The 15,862-nt window shown below is 40.7% G+C and carries 21 protein-coding genes; 10 read left to right on the top strand and 11 right to left on the bottom strand.

Features of this window, described 5'->3' with window-relative positions:
* Positions 1-206 precede the first annotated feature (206 nt).
* Entirely contained in the window at positions 207-404 is a 198-nt protein-coding gene (locus H6G92_RS18830) for a hypothetical protein (protein WP_190895153.1), read from the top strand.
* Here the strand turns inward: H6G92_RS18830 and H6G92_RS18835 are convergent.
* Together H6G92_RS18835 and H6G92_RS18840 are read right to left on the bottom strand one after the other, a co-directional pair.
* On the bottom strand, positions 361-1,875 hold the full coding sequence (locus H6G92_RS18835) for a DNA cytosine methyltransferase (protein WP_242059200.1): 1,515 nt from the start codon (positions 1,873-1,875) through the stop codon (positions 361-363). The two genes, H6G92_RS18830 and H6G92_RS18835, sit on opposite strands and share 44 nt — an antisense overlap.
* Positions 1,876-1,937: 62 nt before the next feature.
* Positions 1,938-2,525 carry a hypothetical protein gene (locus H6G92_RS18840; protein WP_190895154.1) on the bottom strand — a complete coding sequence of 196 codons (588 nt, stop codon included), beginning with the start codon at positions 2,523-2,525 and terminating at the stop codon, positions 1,938-1,940.
* Positions 2,526-2,758: 233 nt separating this feature from the next.
* On the opposite strand from H6G92_RS18840, the gene H6G92_RS18845 reads away from it, so the two are divergent.
* From H6G92_RS18845 to H6G92_RS18855, 3 genes are read left to right on the top strand one after another with little or no spacing between them, the layout of a single operon-like run.
* On the top strand, positions 2,759-3,793 hold the full coding sequence (locus H6G92_RS18845) for a hypothetical protein (protein ID WP_199344877.1): 1,035 nt from the start codon (positions 2,759-2,761) through the stop codon (positions 3,791-3,793).
* A gap of 20 nt (positions 3,794-3,813) precedes the next feature.
* A complete protein-coding gene (locus H6G92_RS18850) occupies positions 3,814-4,608 on the top strand; it encodes a hypothetical protein (RefSeq protein WP_190895155.1) in 795 nt (264 codons plus the stop codon).
* A gap of 14 nt (positions 4,609-4,622) precedes the next feature.
* Positions 4,623-5,474, top strand: a complete 852-nt coding sequence (locus H6G92_RS18855; RefSeq protein WP_190895156.1) for a hypothetical protein — start codon at positions 4,623-4,625, stop codon at positions 5,472-5,474.
* Between the two features lie 508 nt (positions 5,475-5,982).
* On the opposite strand, the gene H6G92_RS18860 is transcribed toward H6G92_RS18855, so the two are convergent.
* Genes H6G92_RS18860 through H6G92_RS18880 form a run of 5 tightly spaced genes read right to left on the bottom strand, consistent with a single transcriptional unit; the run spans position 5,983 to position 9,678 of the window.
* A complete protein-coding gene (locus tag H6G92_RS18860; RefSeq protein ID WP_190895157.1) occupies positions 5,983-6,666 on the bottom strand; it encodes a Cap15 family cyclic dinucleotide receptor domain-containing protein in 684 nt (227 codons plus the stop codon).
* Complete coding sequence (locus H6G92_RS18865) at positions 6,663-7,565, bottom strand: nucleotidyltransferase domain-containing protein (protein WP_190895158.1); 903 nt, start codon at positions 7,563-7,565, stop codon at positions 6,663-6,665. The genes H6G92_RS18860 and H6G92_RS18865 overlap by 4 nt, the downstream gene beginning before the upstream one ends.
* A 47-nt stretch (positions 7,566-7,612) precedes the next feature.
* Positions 7,613-8,041: a DUF6527 family protein gene (locus tag H6G92_RS18870; protein WP_094351996.1), complete on the bottom strand. Its 429-nt coding sequence runs from the start codon at positions 8,039-8,041 to the stop codon at positions 7,613-7,615.
* Between the two features lie 4 nt (positions 8,042-8,045).
* Positions 8,046-9,230 (bottom strand): ThiF family adenylyltransferase, encoded by a 1,185-nt coding sequence (locus tag H6G92_RS18875; RefSeq protein ID WP_190895159.1) that lies wholly within the window; start codon positions 9,228-9,230, stop codon positions 8,046-8,048.
* Complete coding sequence (locus tag H6G92_RS18880; protein WP_242059201.1) at positions 9,205-9,678, bottom strand: multiubiquitin domain-containing protein; 474 nt, start codon at positions 9,676-9,678, stop codon at positions 9,205-9,207. The genes H6G92_RS18875 and H6G92_RS18880 overlap by 26 nt, the downstream gene beginning before the upstream one ends.
* A gap of 165 nt (positions 9,679-9,843) precedes the next feature.
* Here H6G92_RS18880 and H6G92_RS18885 point away from each other — a divergent pair, with 165 nt between their 5' ends.
* From H6G92_RS18885 to H6G92_RS18900, 5 genes are all read left to right on the top strand, one after another.
* Positions 9,844-10,203 carry a helix-turn-helix domain-containing protein gene (locus H6G92_RS18885; RefSeq protein ID WP_094351998.1) on the top strand — a complete coding sequence of 120 codons (360 nt, stop codon included), beginning with the start codon at positions 9,844-9,846 and terminating at the stop codon, positions 10,201-10,203.
* Positions 10,200-10,790 carry an ImmA/IrrE family metallo-endopeptidase gene (locus H6G92_RS18890; protein WP_190895160.1) on the top strand — a complete coding sequence of 197 codons (591 nt, stop codon included), beginning with the start codon at positions 10,200-10,202 and terminating at the stop codon, positions 10,788-10,790. Before H6G92_RS18885 ends, H6G92_RS18890 begins: the two co-directional genes overlap by 4 nt.
* Positions 10,791-11,399: 609 nt before the next feature.
* On the top strand, positions 11,400-11,603 hold the full coding sequence (locus H6G92_RS18895; RefSeq protein ID WP_190895161.1) for a hypothetical protein: 204 nt from the start codon (positions 11,400-11,402) through the stop codon (positions 11,601-11,603).
* 177 nt (positions 11,604-11,780) lie between these two features.
* Positions 11,781-11,963 (top strand): competence protein CoiA family protein, encoded by a 183-nt coding sequence (locus H6G92_RS39580; RefSeq protein ID WP_242059204.1) that lies wholly within the window; start codon positions 11,781-11,783, stop codon positions 11,961-11,963.
* Between the two features lie 54 nt (positions 11,964-12,017).
* Positions 12,018-12,713 (top strand): GIY-YIG nuclease family protein, encoded by a 696-nt coding sequence (locus H6G92_RS18900; protein ID WP_242059206.1) that lies wholly within the window; start codon positions 12,018-12,020, stop codon positions 12,711-12,713.
* 50 nt (positions 12,714-12,763) lie between these two features.
* Here the strand turns inward: H6G92_RS18900 and H6G92_RS40385 are convergent, their stop codons facing one another.
* The 4 genes from H6G92_RS40385 to H6G92_RS18915 form a co-directional block, all read right to left on the bottom strand.
* Complete coding sequence (locus tag H6G92_RS40385; protein WP_277926759.1) at positions 12,764-12,895, bottom strand: hypothetical protein; 132 nt, start codon at positions 12,893-12,895, stop codon at positions 12,764-12,766.
* Between the two features lie 9 nt (positions 12,896-12,904).
* Complete coding sequence (locus H6G92_RS18905; protein ID WP_190895162.1) at positions 12,905-13,255, bottom strand: hypothetical protein; 351 nt, start codon at positions 13,253-13,255, stop codon at positions 12,905-12,907.
* Positions 13,255-13,581, bottom strand: a complete 327-nt coding sequence (locus tag H6G92_RS18910; RefSeq protein WP_313889984.1) for a DUF5674 family protein — start codon at positions 13,579-13,581, stop codon at positions 13,255-13,257. The genes H6G92_RS18905 and H6G92_RS18910 overlap by 1 nt, the downstream gene beginning before the upstream one ends.
* Positions 13,582-13,727: 146 nt before the next feature.
* A complete protein-coding gene (locus H6G92_RS18915; protein WP_190895164.1) occupies positions 13,728-14,528 on the bottom strand; it encodes a peroxiredoxin-like family protein in 801 nt (266 codons plus the stop codon).
* 85 nt (positions 14,529-14,613) lie between these two features.
* On the opposite strand from H6G92_RS18915, the gene H6G92_RS18920 reads away from it, so the two are divergent.
* A complete protein-coding gene (locus H6G92_RS18920; protein WP_190895241.1) occupies positions 14,614-15,858 on the top strand; it encodes an AAA family ATPase in 1,245 nt (414 codons plus the stop codon).
* Positions 15,859-15,862 lie beyond the last annotated feature (4 nt).

Consider the following 15,862-nt stretch of genomic DNA (forward strand, 5'->3'; position numbering starts at 1 on the left):
ATCTCAAAAACTGATATTTACCTTAGAAACTTCTTACAGATTTCTCAGCCAAATTTAAATTTTTAGGTTACGGCTGATAAAATGTAAAAAAAGATACGGGAAAATGCTAATAACTAACCTAGTGTTTGCTTGACACGCCCTAAAGTGCAAAGCTGAGTACTCAAAATCACAGCAACGGCAGTATTTATAGTTAATGGAGTTGAGCAATGGTGTTTTGGGGAGATGACACTGGACAACCAATGCCTTACAGGGGTTGGAATGCGGTTGTAGCTAGTGAACAAAATGGTACAAAAACTAGGCTGACTACAACATTTAATAGGCTGCTTGAGTGGTTGCGAGATTATATGTCCGTAGATACTGTTACACTTCTACTTCCAGATGTGGAGGCGATCGCTCTTTGCTGATTTTGCTTAACCCGCTTAAAGACAGTATTTCATTGACAAAAACGACTATATTCTTAAAATTGCAATAATTTGGTAAAAATAGGCAGTTTTGCCAATTTTGGCACTTAATTTGATAAGTGGTATTGCATTCTAGATGTTCTCTAACCTGCATTCCCACAGCATATGCAAGCAATGGGGGTACCGAATTTCCGATTTCTCTTTGGGCGTTGAGTATTGCCTCACTAAAATTAAACCAATCAGGATAACTGTGTAAGCGAGCAGCTTCTCTTACAGATATAACCCGTGGCTGTTCTGGATGGAGGGGACGTAATGCGGTGCGGTTGCCACTCCCCGCTCTTAACGTCACGCAGAATCCATCCCATTGCAGCTTTTTTGATTTGGATTTAGCTTCTCTCGCACCTGGGGGAGTGTTGATGAATTGCTGAATTACTTGTGGTGCATGTATTGTCGCTGCGAATCCCGTCTCAATGTTAGTTACTATACCAATATTTGGGAATATTTTTTCAAGATACTTAGCATATTCTCCCTTCACCCAATCTGGATGCCATTCTTGAGTGTTTTGCTTGGGGAGTAGGGGGACTGGCAACAAGTCCGCGATCGCATCTCTAACTGTATGTTGAGGTTGATGCTTTGGCGGTATAATTTCTCCAAACTTAGATGCAACAAAAAACACCCTTTTTCTAGCTTGCGGAACTCCATAATCTGAAGCGTTCAGGTTCCACTTTGAGAGAAAATAATGTTCTTCTAGCACTGCTTGGAAGTTCGCAGTAATGCAGCCAAACTTCTGATTTTCAATCCCCGGCACATTCTCCATAATTGCCCCAAGGGGATTGAGTTCCAACACCAGCCGAACAAACTCCCCTACCAACGAGTTTCTCTCATCTTCAACATTTTGCAGTCCGGCAACGCTAAATCCTTGGCATGGTGGGCCACCAAAAACGGCATGAATTTCCCCGTCCCAATCTACATACTTCGTCTGAATACAGGCGCGTATTTCTTCTCCTGTCACCTCCCGAATGTCTTTGCACAAGACTGTGGTGTGCGGGAAATTATGTTGGTATGTTGCTAGGGCGATGGGATTATTATCAATGGCGATCGCTATTTCAAATCCTGCTGCTTTAAATCCCAAATCAAATCCACCCACCCCGGAGAATAGGCTAACAGCTATTTTTTTGTTTGCTGCTGTTGAGTTCATTATTGGTAAAACTGCCAAGTGTTCCGGGCAACTGATAAATGCTTGAAAATTCTCGGCAATTCGGAGCGATCGCCTTTCCTCAGTACTGCCCTTATCCCAGCCATACTCTTTTAACAGTGCGCGATATTCTTTTTTGGTGTAAGTCTGCTTGTACTCATAGAGTAGGAAAGCCGTATGGAGGTACTCTAGGGTACTTTGCTCTATGTGGGTGGTAGGATTGGAGTCTACCTGATGCTGCTCGACGTATAATTTATTTGCAAAAGTTGTTGTAGTCATGATATTGTATGCGCGGTCTTAATATCTAAGACTAAGTTTCCTAATTCGACTAGTTAAATAAGTCAGGCCGCTTTTTCCCAATTTTCTGATGATGATTTGGAGATAGCAGCCAAGGCATAGCCCAAGGTGTGTTTATGAATTTTGGGCATTTTGTGAAACGACATATCCTGACCCCAATCTTGGACTGACTTGGTGCCAATATGTAATACTTGCGTGAGAGTTTTGACACAAGTTGCGCGAAAATTGGCGTGAGACACGGTTTGTAGTACTTGTTGTTCAGTTAACCCTTGAAGGAGTATTTTTTCTAGAAACGTTTGAGCATCTACTTCCGGTGCGCTATATTCTCCTCTCAAGATGCTCTTTAGCTGCTTTGGCACGATTTCGGCGGCATGAATGTAAGCAAGTGAAACTTTGCAGTAGTTGGGCATCCCGTCAAAGTTGAGGTCACTTCCCCACTTGCGAACTGTTGGTCTTTGTACACCTAAGACTGCACACAGTACAGTGATACATTTTTTGCGGTATTGTGAGTCGGTTTCTTCTTCGAGCAGTTCTCTGGGAGTGAGTTCAGCGATATCAAAACAGTGGCGTAGAAATTGTCTGGGTTCTAAGCCTTCTTTGGGTAAGTTTTTGAAGATTTCGCAGTATTTCATATTGGACTCGTGCAGAAATTTTGATTGAAACAGGTGTTTTTCTGCCATCTCAACTTTTTTGTGCTTTTGATTGAAGAATACCAAATCAACTAATTATGTATGTGTTTTATTTACATTTTGTAATTTTTTAGCAGTGTAAAAAACAAATTGCACTGCCAAATAGTTACGTTTATTAACGATTCAGCATACAAAGGCTTCAAATATGCTTTGTGGTTCCGATAGACTGAAGTAACATGAGTAAACAACAGCCCGAACAAAACCCGAAGCTACCTCCGAAGCGTGGTCGTCCTGTAGATGCAGAGAAAGACCGCGTGACAGTCCATATTAGTGTTGATATGCGAGGTCAAATTGAGAAGCTAATACCTGATATGGGTAAAAGCTTGTCAATGGTAGTTAGGAACTTGGTGAATTTGGGTTTAGAGCTTGTTGGTTTATCTCAAAAGGGATTTACTGCTCCTCGGTCAGGTAATTTAGAGGAGTGGCTTGCAAGTTATACGTCTTTGGGAACTGAGCTGCTGATTGCTTGTGAAACTCTAAATTTGTCAGCTCCAAAATCAGGACAAATAGCTATTTGGCTTTTAGACAAAATGGCTTTTGGGTCAAATGACCCTCAAATTATTAATGATGAAGAAGATACTGGTACAAAGCTTTTAGAAAGAATTCGTTTAGGAAAGAAACTGCAAACTTTTAGCCTTGAACAAGGGATAGAATTACCTCAAAATGAGGAATTTGCTACTTGGTTGGGGCAGTTATATGCTAATGCTGCTATTGGACAAGAATTTTTAGCTGCTTGTCGGGCGCTGGATTTGCAGTTACCAGAGACAGGAAAACTACAGGAATGGTTGCAGGATTTGGAGGTGCGATCGCGCAGTGTCTCCGCAGGAGAATTGCCCTTGGCGGCTCCTCAAGGAGCATCGCACAGCATCTCCGCAGTAGAATCACAATTATCAAACGAGTTATTAGAAGAATGCGATCGACTGGGGATAGAGCCGCCAAAACCTGGTGAGGTTGTAGCGTGGCTACAAAATACCCGCCCTGCGGTGTTTGAGCAGTCAATGCACGAACATAGATTACCTTTTACGGATGATGGTTTGCCTTTAGGGGGGTCGCAACCTTTTTTGGAGCATTTACTTACACTAAATGCACCGCCAACTGAAGATGAGGAGTATGACATTGCTCATAGGTTTGGTGTAGACCCAGCCCATCTTAAGGATTTAATATCCCGCATGAGGTTTGACAAGAACGGACAGACAAATAATTGTCATTAATTTGCTGAGGGGATAAATGCATGGATGCCATTGAAGATTCCTCAACGTTGTGGACTTTACTATGCAAGCCTGGATGGGAAATTAAACCTAATCCAGTAAAGCATCTACTCAAAATTAAAGCTCCTGACTACCAGGAAGCATTAATGCTTTATACCAACTATCGGAAATTTCTAGCAATGTGGGCGGCATCCCTCGATTGTACCTGTGCTTTGATAGGAACTCAGGGGATGCGTGGGTCTGCATTCAAAATTCTTGCAGCAGCGCCAGCATCGCAGCAGAAGTTATACGAAGACTTGATTTTTGCAAGCCTACGAAAGTCGGTTAGTTGTGACTGCGAAAGACTAGTTGATCGGGAATTTAAGAATGTTATCAGCAAGTATTCAGGGTTTTACATTGCTGAAACTTGTTTGCACCCTGAGCTTAGACCAATTGTTGATGAAATATTCTCAAACCCAGACAAGAAACTTGCTTTAACGCGAATGTCTGACAATTTGCAATTAATCGTGTCCGCATCAGCAGCACGGGCGATGAGTTCTGACTCACAAGATGTGGTGCGTCGTCGAACGACTGATTTTTGGCACGCTAGAGACTACGAATGTTTTTTGCGGATGTTCAAGCAAGATGGGGGAGTGGGGTTTGAAATTACTTACCAAGCAACAACCAATCTCCCAAAAATTAATCCTTTGGCACCGTGGGCGCGGTTTACTACAAGCTATCGGTTTTTTGAAATTGATGTTGGCGATCGCACAGAAGTGTACCGTTTGGGCGAAGGTAAAGATATCACCCTAATCAGTCGTCCCAAGGTTATTTCATAATATAGCGAGGTTTTATGGCAGTAAGATTCCTAGAAAATAAGGGCAGTGGCAATATTCTAGAGATTAGTCGAGCTAGACTTTTAGAGCTTACCCCCAATGTTTATCCCCTCACTTGGGAAGCGATTCTTTCAGGTAATGGTGACAGTGCAGCTATCTTGGGTGCAGGTTTTGCCGAACGTGAAGTTTTTTTTGGTTTTGAGGGAGTTGACTTGACGCGCTACCAACTTCCGACAATCGACTGTTACGACATTGCTATTAATCCGCCAGAAAAGTTTTTAGCTTTACGCAGCCAATACCCAAACCTACAGTTAAATTATTTTTGCGATCGCAATCTAGCAGAATTAGAACTGACAAAACTTTACACTCCAAATAGCCTGCGGCTAGTTTCGGTTCATGGAGTATTAGATTACTTGCAACCAGATGCCGTTACGAGAACATTACTTGATATTGTGAAGGTGCAGCCAGAGGCAATATCGATACGGTTATTTTTAATGGGCAACCCGTGGTCGTGTAATTTTGCGAGTATAGAGCAACTGGCGATGGAATTAGATTCAATAGAAATTACTACAAGTGGCTTAGTCGAGCCGATTGATTTTGATATATTTTGTCGTACAGGTGTTGTGCAATTAAATATTTTAGACCAGGATAAAATTGAACATAATTTGTTACCAATTTACGGTGCATCTCATGTCATGCCTGATAAACTAGTTGGTTATTTCAATACTCAAGGATATCAGCTAGTTGCAACTGATGTGTACTCACTTTCAAGTCAAGATTTACAAGGGGATGAATCGCAAAATCACAATAGTAATAAAGATGTATTTTTAGATAATCCACATGGAATGTTGTTATTTTTTAAACGATAGAATACTCATTTGAATCGAGCTAATCAACGAATCTGTGTTAGCGAAGCTCCTCCCTTTGAGAGGCTCGCATAAATTCCCGCCTTACGATTTAGATTTTCAAATCAGCACTCCATCACCAGAAGCTATATCTTTTACATAGCAGAGGATTTAAATATATCTGCAAAATTTTTGTAAATAATTCTACTTGCAGTTAACAAAATTAGTACTTACACACTGTACAGATTGGCCATAGTATGGGTTACGATTTTTGGTCGTTTCAGGCGCTTTGCATAACCCCGATTTATTCCCATATTTGCGTAGGCGTAGCCCGTCGTAGACATCGCTGAGTGCTAAACACGGCTGAAATAGCCAAATTGCGTGTAGTACTTATGTACGATGCGTAAGTCCTAAAAATAACAATAATTCACATTGATTTTATTGCGTATTATTACGCAGGGCATTCTAGACGCTTCAAGTTAATGTGTATTGAATATTTGGCATCACCGCGCCAAAAGGGTAAAATTGTACGCTAAGGCTGTAATCCTTGTACAGCAATAGTTTCCGCCCTACCTTTCATCGGATGATCGCCTAGATCAGATGGATATTCGTCAAGTTTTTCACGGCAACGAAATCTTAAGGTAACTTCACCTGTTGTTTTTCTCGTAGTCCAGTAAATACCATGAAGTTTTTCTACAGGATTACCGATTATCTCTAAAGCAATTGTGCCATCGTGGGGCTGGCTACGTTCTGCAACTGATATAGAGGGAGAACTCGTGTAGCAATATCCAAGCTTTCGTAATTGCTCATCACTATCCAGCCAGAAGTCGGCGAAGTAACTTCGACTTGTCATCTCTGCTGTACGCATAACACAACTAATATGAGTGAAGGACTGTTTAATTGTGAGAATTGTGGGTATGGGGCCGGGAGTCTCCCCAGTCTGCGGATTCTTCCAGGTCGTTTGTATGCTTCCTTGCCAAGTCCCTTCAATATAAGGGAAGGGAACAAGCCACTTCTGAAAAATTCGCCATTTCCAAGCATAGGTGACAAACCCTACCCATAAAATCACCAGAATTGGAATTGTTTTATAGGCAATCTTCAATGCACTCCAGATGTCTGTAATCTCTGCACCTGTGACAAGTGCGACATTGATAAAACAAATCGCAAACAGTGCAAAAAGAAAATATGCAAATGATTTGGCTTTCAGATTCTTCATGTATATCCAATATAATTCCAGACTGCTTGGAGAAAATTATTCGCCTCCTGGCGAGTCCACGGTTGAGAATTGCGGAAGAGATACTTCAATTCATTTACTTCACCCCATTCAGAACAATCTTCATCTTTACGTGTGCGACTCCAGATGTCTACAATGATATATCGAAGAATTTCTGTGTATGACTCTTTTGAGAATGCTTCCAATGCAGCATTCCAAACCAGGCATTCGATAAGAAACGACGAAATGTTTTTGGCTCCTGATACGTTCTCGCTCTGCATTTTGTCTCGGAGACGTTTCAAAATGCGAATAACCCGTTTATATTTCCGGCCTGTACTATTATTTCTATTTACCCCATTATCGTAAGTCTGCTGAGGCCAATTCTGTATCAAACTACCGTTATCCGGCTTGAAGGCAACACCTGAAATGTAGTGAGGAGTGCCATCTGTGTTCCATCTTCCTGTGTAGTGTCGATGCTCGAAAGTAGGCACTACATCTGCATCAATTCTGTAAGTGTTTGCATGAACATCAAAAGCTTTATTACCTCGTGTAACCCCATTTCTACCAAAGTAATTGACTAACGCCTGCTCAACCATATTCTTGAATTCAGCAAAGGATATAGCACTACCCACATTACCAAACGTGTTTCGTGTAGTACCACTGGGATAGTCTGGAAAGAATGCTGAGTTATAGCGGACACATATATCTACATCACTGTTCTGTCTAACATTTGTGCGGGCACGGTAAGAGCCTTGAGCAAAAACGGAAATGTCTAGGCTTGATAGTTTAACATCAGCTTTGATCGCTTTGCGAACAATTCTCTCTGCGTTCTCACATTTATCAGACTCTGTTTGGCTAGGCCCCCTCGACCAAGAAACAAAGGTATCTTCGGATATATTCATGTACTAAAAGTCTCCCTACCTCATTCTTGGGCGGTATATTATTACAGTCACTTCCAATACTGCAACCACCACTGTTTCAATTTCATCCAAGAACTTTGCTTTTGTTTATCGCTCTTTGGTTTCTCTGTCATCACGTTACTAGAAGCATCTTCAAAGTATTTCTCTTTTGCAGAACGATCATATATTCTGGCAGCGTCAATCTCTTCTTGTGACCATTGGACAGCCCATATAACATCATTATGTCTGATCCAATAATGAGACTTACACTCAAAACTCCAGTTACCAATTGAAGGCTCAAGCGAAATTGATTTACCGTTAAAGATTAACTTCCAATCGGTTGGGCTTAGTGGAGTAAAAACCTCATTTCCACATCCGCAGCAACATTTATGAGCTACGGTTCCAAACTTTATAGACACATAGATAGTGTTGTCATTGAGGTTATCAGGAATATATTCAACAAATTCGTGTCTAAGCACTGTTTCAGCCTTCTAACTGGTCTTCGTTAATTAGTGTATTGCCATCTATGGTATATGTAGTATTATGTTCCCCGTTGAAGTCTCGATAGAATCCAAATATTTTTTTCCACTTTATTACAGCTAAGGCTGCATTAAGAGCATTCAGATCAGCAATCTGAATATTTTGAGCATAGTCGTTGTTACCGTTATTGTCTGAAAAAGAAACTCTTTTATTTATATGCTCACGCTGTTCTATAGTGCTAGTCGTGACTCTTAGTATCCCCCCTAACGATTCATCAACTAAATTCACACCAATTCCGACATCAATGAAAGGAATGCCAAATTCTTCTAATTTTTCAATAATTAGTTTTTTTGCTGTACCTCTATCAAGGCAAAGGAATACAAACTTCATCTTCTTTAAATAATTAACGCTTATTTCATCCTCAATATAGAAAGCATGAGGAACAATACCTTGATGCATTTTGGAGTACAGTTCCTTGAAGTAAATTACCTTATAAGGAATTTCCCTCAGTTCATCAATTGATGGCGCACCTGGAGACCTAAATGCGTTATGTTGAAATAATTTATCTCCATCAAATAGATGAACTCTTTTGACAGGAGTTTTGGCTACTAGATCCAACACGTATGTTCCCGTTCCACCTAAGCCAATAATAGCAACATCTTCCAGTGCTAATTTCTGAGAAATTAGATTGATACCCGCCCTACTTGATGCGGTATCACGATAACAGAATGGCGATTCTCCTTCCTCCGATTGGATAACTGAGAAATTCTTTGCTGTGACAGCCGGATCAATTGCTTGTGCAGGACTAGAAATAATAGCGATATACGTAGTCAGCTTTTCATAATAGTTTGAATAGCCTTGAGGAGGTTTGCTTGAAAACGTATGTTGAACTTCAACTCCCTGAGTGAGTTGCTTTCTTGTACTCGCATGTTTGATCTGAGTTATTTCTGTCCCGTCTTTATGGCAAGGATGATCACCGCCAAACTCAATAACGTGTGTACTAGGTTTAGTGGTTACATCGCCAGCAAGAGTCAATTCTGAAACAAGCATCCCGTATTTGATTTCTCGGTTGGAGTTTAAATACGGAATATTTTTGACCAGTAGATAGCCTGAGTTGATCTCCAGATCAAAGCCTTCATCTTGTAGACGCTTTAAGTCAATGCTACGACTTATCAGTTGCTGTGACATTGAAGATCATCCCATTTTTAATATGTACCGATTGTCCTTCGACTAGAGTTCCTTCAGGCCTGCTGCCTTTGCCCTTCTCGTATGTAACTGTAAAAAGGATGTTTTCGCCTGTCGGAGGATTACTAAATGCCAAAGAGACAATCTCGGTAAACGATAATTCCTTTGAAGTAACCTCTTTGGGACGACCGTTCACGATGATCTTGAATTCTTTAGTGCTATAAAAATGCTCGTCTTCTTTGAGATGAATCTCATTTCCATCATTCGGGATGACTTTATCTTCCTGCTTTCCTTCTACCTCCTGAAACAGCTCGAATCCATGAGGAACGTGCCCAAGTACATAAAGCGCTGAACCTGTTGTTGGATTCGGCGACTCGTACTGCTTACGATCTATATGGACACGGACTTTACTATGCCCTACATCATGCTTGTGTTCTTTTTCGTTCATCATTAAATCCTCACACCAAAATAGCTAATACAATACAAACCCCTGATGCTAATCGTGATAGAGTGAAACTATTCCATCTCTGCAACAACGTTGCTTCAGTGATTCAAATCTGTTATATCACCTCTGCAACAGCGTTGCAATAGTGAAACAAAAACGAAAGGATTTTTTATGGCTAGGCTTACACTTGAGCAACTTGGCCCCCTCATCAAGAAACGAAGGGGTAGCAGAGGACTGAGACAAGTTGCGGCAGAAATGAATATCAGTGCGGCAACCCTATCACGAGTAGAGGCAGGAAAACAGCCTGATCTAGACTCCTTTACAAAAATTTGTGCCTGGCTTGGAGTCGATCCTGGCGAGGTTCTGGGTTACAAGGAGCAGGGAGAAACAGAAACTGCATCCAAGCCCAACCAAACGGTCATGCTTGCTCACTTTAAGGCAGGCAAGACAATGAGTCCAAAGACCGCGCAACATTTGGGTGCATTAATTCTTGCTATTCATCAAGCTGCCGTGGCAGAGGATGACGAATGATCGGCCCAATATCAAAAAATGATGAAGCACTGTTCGTCCGGGGTTTCAAATCACGATGCGAGAACACTGCGATTCAGGTCAGGTCACATTTAGGTCTGAAAGATACAGACCCGTTGCCTGCACGCGAACTTGCAAAGTATTTAAATGTATTTATCTGGGAACTCGCCAATGTGCCAGGCTTACCCCGTGAAACGCTTCGTTACCTTCAATCAACGGAGGGCGATGAATGGTCTGCTGTTACCGTCCGCTCAGGAACAAAAGACATTATCGTACTCAATCCGTCCCATTCAGTTGCCCGCCAATCCAATGATCTGATGCACGAGCAGGCTCACATCATTCTTAACCATGAATCATCCCAGATCATCGTATCTGATAGCACTGGCATAGGCTTTCGTACATTTGATAAGCGCCAGGAGGCCGAAGCCGATTGGTTGGGTGCTTGTCTCTTACTCCCTAGACCTGCTATCGCTGCCAGTCATCGTCAGAAGATGGATATTGAAGCTGCGGCCGATTATTTTGGTGTTAGTAAGGAGTTGTACAAGTATCGACTACGTATAACGGGCGTAGAGAAGCAGCTATCTCGTTAAGCATAGCTATGGCTATTCCTGTCCTGAAGATTCTGGCATCACCGCGCCAAAAGGGTAAAATTGTATGCTAAGGCTGTAATCCTTGTACAGCAATAGTTTCCGCCCTACCTTTCTGAGGTAATATTTCATTAGATAGAGAAGCAACTAGAAGTTTGGTTTAAGAAACGTTGATAATTACGTTTCTTACTTTGCATCTCAAAGCCAGTACCGCGCAACAACTCTGCGTGGCATTGGCTCAGAATTTTCCTTAGCGTACAAAAAACCTTTTTTGGCACGGTGATGCCAAGTACTGGGAAAGAGGCACAAAGGATAAATGATGCCTTACTGCAAGAGTTGGTGGTTCAGGAATAAAAAATTGAATAACAGGAATTGTGGTAAGCGCCAGCCATGTCGCTCTTGCTTATCGCCCTTCATTCAAGCGCTCGCGTTCAGCGTCTCGTAGAGAGGAAAAAAGAGCGATGCCTGCGGCGGGCTATTCGGTGTCGCCCCCATCTTTTTAGTTTTGTAGTCAGGCGATCGCACCTACAAATGATTAACTGTGATGCATAAGTTGTTAGATTATTTCAGTTAAATATATATATATATTCAATAACCAACACAGAATCACCTATGAAACTCGCTAACCCGCTCAATTTGGCAAATCTTGTTGGTTCTATTTTACTACCTAGAATCGCTAACAATCAAACAGCTACTTCTAACAAGAGTGAAACATCAATTACTTTACCCAGTAATCCCATAAATATCAATTACCTGCAACCTTTTGATACTGCTGTTATTGCTTATCACATGATGGGTATTGGCAACTTTGAATAAAGCATAGTTTCAGTACAACTTTTGAAAAGCTACTTTACCTCTCCAACCTTGGAGGGGTTTTAGTTGGTGCATTAGTTCTTAAAATAAACATTATATTACTCCAGAAGATAGAGACATATTGGAAAAGTTAAAGCACACTTGTAAGAGCAACTTTAACTATTCAGTAATGGTGTGGCAATGTGGCTGAAATATGGTGTAAATGAAGAAGGTATCTTGATATGTATTGAAGATATCAACAGGGGGAAGACTTCACTTAAGTGTCCTTACTGCCATAGTAATTTAACTGCTAAAAAAGGCAAGGTGAAAGAGCATCATTTTGCTCATAATGACCAAACCTGCCGCCCCATAGCTAACCGATAATTCCCTACTCTGCCACTCTATGACAATTTCAACGTTCAATTATCTGGCAAGGATTTGGCACAGTTAAAGCTGCTTTGGCAGGAGTACGGAGCCAAAAATTACCCTATTAGTTCCTACTTAATTACTTCTGGTTTACTCAAAGCAGGAGTGTTAAGAAAAAACCTATACTTAACCCCACCTGAGTATGAATTTAGTGATTTGGGTAAAATTCCTGTTGGAGCGCTAGAGTTTGCGCGGTTCAATGATGTACAGGAGCCACTATTACTTAAAAAACTGCTGAAACTTGAGCTAGCTTTGAAACACGCTGAGTACAAAAATGCTCCAGATTTAGCATATCGATTTACTGATTTGAAGCTGTATCGCGCTCAACTCCAACGTATTCTATCCTATAGCCTATATTTTTTAGAGATTGAAACGAATATTGGCATTTTGTACAAGATAGGAGTAACCCAAAGACCCGTTGTCAAGCGAGTAGCAGAAATAAAAATTGATTTACTTGCTCATTATTCGAGTGTTGCTATTAGAGTATTAGGAACTTGGGAGCATAGAGGTAATGTTGAACTGTATTTCAAACACCGCTATCAGGGCTTTAATTATCCCATCGGAAGTTTAACTGAGTATTTTAAGTTTAATGCTGAGGATACCAAAATGGTACTGCACGACCTGCAACAAATGCAACCTAAAATACTATCTCAAGATGAAATAGATATTCTTGAGGAGAATTCTAGTTGGGAGGAAATTGCTGTGTAATATTCTCATAATTCCGTAGCAAAATCTAATTAATTACCAAGCAAAAATAATTATTTTATTGCTATATCTCTAAATACTCTACCACTGATGATGAGGCGACTGCCGACTTTTGATACAGCAGTATTTACTGAGGAGCGATGGCGTAACCGCCCAGCGTAGCTGATCGCAGTGGTCAAGTGCATTACTTGAGACTATGCACTCACAGATTCAGAAGCTAGCAAACCCGACATCTCCAATACTCGCTGTGACCAAGTAGACGCAACAGATGCAATATCTGTAATTTCCATTGATTTGTCCCAAACATTGATCCAGTTTTGTAATAAGTCTTGGAGTTGATTTAATTCAACATTATTTATTTCACTTTTTTGTTGTATTAAAGACACGTACAACAAACTTTCTGACAACAATATTGGAACTAATTCACGAATTGCACTCTTTTGTGACCAAGAGTTAAGGCGTGCCAAACTAGCTGCCAATTCTCCTAATTGTTGCGCGTGGGATTGACGTAAAAAACTCGCTTCAATTGCACTCCAGTTAGGCATTACAATCCTCCTAGCAATTGCTTGGTGATTTGGCTAACTTGTTCTCGAATTTGGCTAGACTGTATTATCATACTACGGTTATTCTGGCTTGGGCGAATGTTGATGATTGACTCAAACACGATTTCTTGAGTGAAAACAGACCAATCCACACCCCAAATATCTCGTTGTCTGCTACCGTCTTTGAGTAACTCTTGTTCACATTCGTAATGGCGAACGCCACAACCTGCAAGAATTTTGCGTTCGATGTCTACTGCTATTTTAATGAATACATCCCAAGTTTTCACCATTTCGTCTATTTCTTCACGACTAGCAGGCTCACGGATTATTAAAATTAATTGAATTTAGTCCCAAGTAGCAATCAACAAGATCATTCCATAGATTAGTTAATCACGCCAAACAATTGAACACTGATGAATAAATTCAGGAAAGTTCGCTTATATCCCCCGAATTTAGCAAAGCGCATTCGGGGCCTTTACGCATCACCCATCGTAAAGCTATTTGCTTCGATAAAGGATAAAAATGATAAAGGCTGACTCATATTAGCAGCAAAGCCCAGAATTCCTGGATCTCGATGAGAGTAAAGTAACTGGCCTTTACTATCAAACAAAAAAGTTCCACCACGCTGAGTTAAGTAGGCAGAATTTGGTACATAAGTGTGCCAATTGCTCAGAACTTCCACCATATTACGTAGCCGTAGAGTTGCTAATTCAAAGGGACGTTGAAAACCATTTCCGCCAGCTAATCGGAAAAACGAGCCTTTAAAAGCAGGTAGAGGAGTACCTTGAATAATTTCATCATCAAGAATTAGTTGAGGGGCTTGACGATCTCCCCTGTATCCCCGAAAAACTTCTCTTAGCGTTCCTGGACTTCCAAACCCTGCACACATTAACATTAGATTTAGCCAAGCTTGATGAGACACAGAAAGTCCAGGTAGAGTCAGATTCAGACCTGAATAAAGTTTAAGTTGGTGATGTAATTCTGCATTGGGTTCAACAAATAAATTTTCCGGTGAAAATCCTGTATATTGACAGAATCTTGTTCCAGAGGTGCGTGAGCCAATTCCCACTGCACGAATAGCGACTTTTTCAGGAGGCAATTTTTTAGCTTTGCCCTGTAACCACCATGCATATTCAAGGCTATCAAAATCCCCAAGTTGTGGCCAGACTAAAATCAGGATATGTGAGGCAGTCTCGCAATTTTCTAGTAGGGGTCGGGTCATGCCATCACTAACACGCTGAAGTTCAGTCTGATTAAGGATATTGTAGGGATTCATCAAAAATGATTAACTGCTATTGAGCTATCCAATTTTAATTTATAAGAAGTAAGTTGATCAATATAAATTTATGTATGAGAGCCAAATGTTAAAAGAACTTCACCTCCAACAAGTTGGTCCAGCTGCCCATTTTGATGTTGCATTTGCCGATAGGCTCAATATATTTACAGGTGATAATGGTTTAGGTAAAAGTTTTTTACTCGATATTGCATGGTGGGTGATGACTACAAATTGGGCAGAGCAACCAGCGTACCCACAGCGAGTCAGAGGTGAAAATCCACAAATTACTGCCGTAGTTAGCAATAAAAAAAATATAAGAGAGTATCAGAGCCAGTTTGATTTTTCTGAACAGCAATGGCGTAATTTACAAATGCCGCCTTTATTAAAAGAAGTAGTTATTTATGTGCGAGTTGATGGTAGTTTTTCTGTTTTTGACCCTGCTCGCCAACGCGATATTGCTTATAATTTTAATCCAAATACACTTTGGAATGGATTAAAGTCAAAAGGTAAAGTTATTTGTAATGGTCTAATTCAAGATTGGGTTACATGGCAGAATCAACCCAATAAATATCCATTTGAACTCTTTTCTAATGTCATTAAAAAACTTGCACCTCACCCTTCTGAATGGATAGAAGTGGGAGAACCAACGCGAGTTTCTATTGAAGATGTGCGTGATATTCCTACAGTTAATCTGCCTTATGGGAATGTTCCTGTTACTCAAACATCAGCCGGAATGAAGCGTATTTTGGGACTAGCTTATTTACTAGTGTGGACTTGGTACGAACACAAAAAAGCTTCAGAACTGCGACAACAAAAGCCAGTAAATCAGATAGTTTTACTAATTGATGAAATTGAATCTCATTTGCATCCTCGTTGGCAGAGGGTGATTTTACCAGCTATTTTATCTGTGGTAACAGAATTACAACCCAGGATGAAGATACAGGCTTTAGTAACTACTCATTCTCCACTTGTTCTTGCTTCTTTAGAGCCAAATTTTAATGAGCAAGAAGATCAACTATTTTTATTTAAATTACAAGATAGAGAGGTTAGCCTTGACGAAGTACCTTGGTCAAAACAAGGGGACATAGTTGGATGGTTAACCTCAGACATTTTTGGACTCAAACAAGCCCGTTCCAAAGAAGCAGAAATCGCAATTGAAGCAGCAGAGGCTTGGATGCGTGCTGATGATATGAATGCGTTTCCAGAAAATCTGAGAATACCAACACAAATTCATCAGGAACTTCAAAGAGTTTTACCAGGACATGACCCATTTTGGCCCCGTTGGATAGTTACAACGGAGAAAAGAAATTCTGGGTTATCAGGGGTATAACACA

This window comes from Nostoc foliaceum FACHB-393 (genome assembly GCF_014698505.1).
Taxonomy (GTDB): domain Bacteria; phylum Cyanobacteriota; class Cyanobacteriia; order Cyanobacteriales; family Nostocaceae; genus Nostoc; species Nostoc foliaceum_A.

Excerpts from the sequence above, each read along its gene's own strand:
- H6G92_RS18855 (WP_190895156.1), top strand. The coding sequence starts at position 4,623 with ATGGCAGTAAGATTCCTAGAAAATAAGGGCAGTGGCAATATTCTAGAG.
- H6G92_RS18860 (WP_190895157.1), bottom strand. The coding sequence starts at position 6,666 with ATGAAGAATCTGAAAGCCAAATCATTTGCATATTTTCTTTTTGCACTG.
- H6G92_RS18885 (WP_094351998.1), top strand. The coding sequence starts at position 9,844 with ATGGCTAGGCTTACACTTGAGCAACTTGGCCCCCTCATCAAGAAACGA.
- H6G92_RS18880 (WP_242059201.1), bottom strand. The coding sequence starts at position 9,678 with ATGATGAACGAAAAAGAACACAAGCATGATGTAGGGCATAGTAAAGTC.
- H6G92_RS18850 (WP_190895155.1), top strand. The coding sequence starts at position 3,814 with ATGGATGCCATTGAAGATTCCTCAACGTTGTGGACTTTACTATGCAAG.
- H6G92_RS18895 (WP_190895161.1), top strand. The coding sequence starts at position 11,400 with ATGAAACTCGCTAACCCGCTCAATTTGGCAAATCTTGTTGGTTCTATT.
- H6G92_RS18830 (WP_190895153.1), top strand. The coding sequence starts at position 207 with ATGGTGTTTTGGGGAGATGACACTGGACAACCAATGCCTTACAGGGGT.
- H6G92_RS39580 (WP_242059204.1), top strand. The coding sequence starts at position 11,781 with ATGTGGCTGAAATATGGTGTAAATGAAGAAGGTATCTTGATATGTATT.
- H6G92_RS40385 (WP_277926759.1), bottom strand. The coding sequence starts at position 12,895 with ATGCACTTGACCACTGCGATCAGCTACGCTGGGCGGTTACGCCATCGC.
- H6G92_RS18905 (WP_190895162.1), bottom strand. The coding sequence starts at position 13,255 with ATGCCTAACTGGAGTGCAATTGAAGCGAGTTTTTTACGTCAATCCCAC.
- H6G92_RS18840 (WP_190895154.1), bottom strand. The coding sequence starts at position 2,525 with ATGAAATACTGCGAAATCTTCAAAAACTTACCCAAAGAAGGCTTAGAA.
- H6G92_RS18835 (WP_242059200.1), bottom strand. The coding sequence starts at position 1,875 with ATGACTACAACAACTTTTGCAAATAAATTATACGTCGAGCAGCATCAG.
- H6G92_RS18875 (WP_190895159.1), bottom strand. The coding sequence starts at position 9,230 with ATGTCACAGCAACTGATAAGTCGTAGCATTGACTTAAAGCGTCTACAA.
- H6G92_RS18920 (WP_190895241.1), top strand. The coding sequence starts at position 14,614 with ATGTTAAAAGAACTTCACCTCCAACAAGTTGGTCCAGCTGCCCATTTT.
- H6G92_RS18890 (WP_190895160.1), top strand. The coding sequence starts at position 10,200 with ATGATCGGCCCAATATCAAAAAATGATGAAGCACTGTTCGTCCGGGGT.
- H6G92_RS18865 (WP_190895158.1), bottom strand. The coding sequence starts at position 7,565 with ATGAATATATCCGAAGATACCTTTGTTTCTTGGTCGAGGGGGCCTAGC.
- H6G92_RS18915 (WP_190895164.1), bottom strand. The coding sequence starts at position 14,528 with ATGAATCCCTACAATATCCTTAATCAGACTGAACTTCAGCGTGTTAGT.
- H6G92_RS18845 (WP_199344877.1), top strand. The coding sequence starts at position 2,759 with ATGAGTAAACAACAGCCCGAACAAAACCCGAAGCTACCTCCGAAGCGT.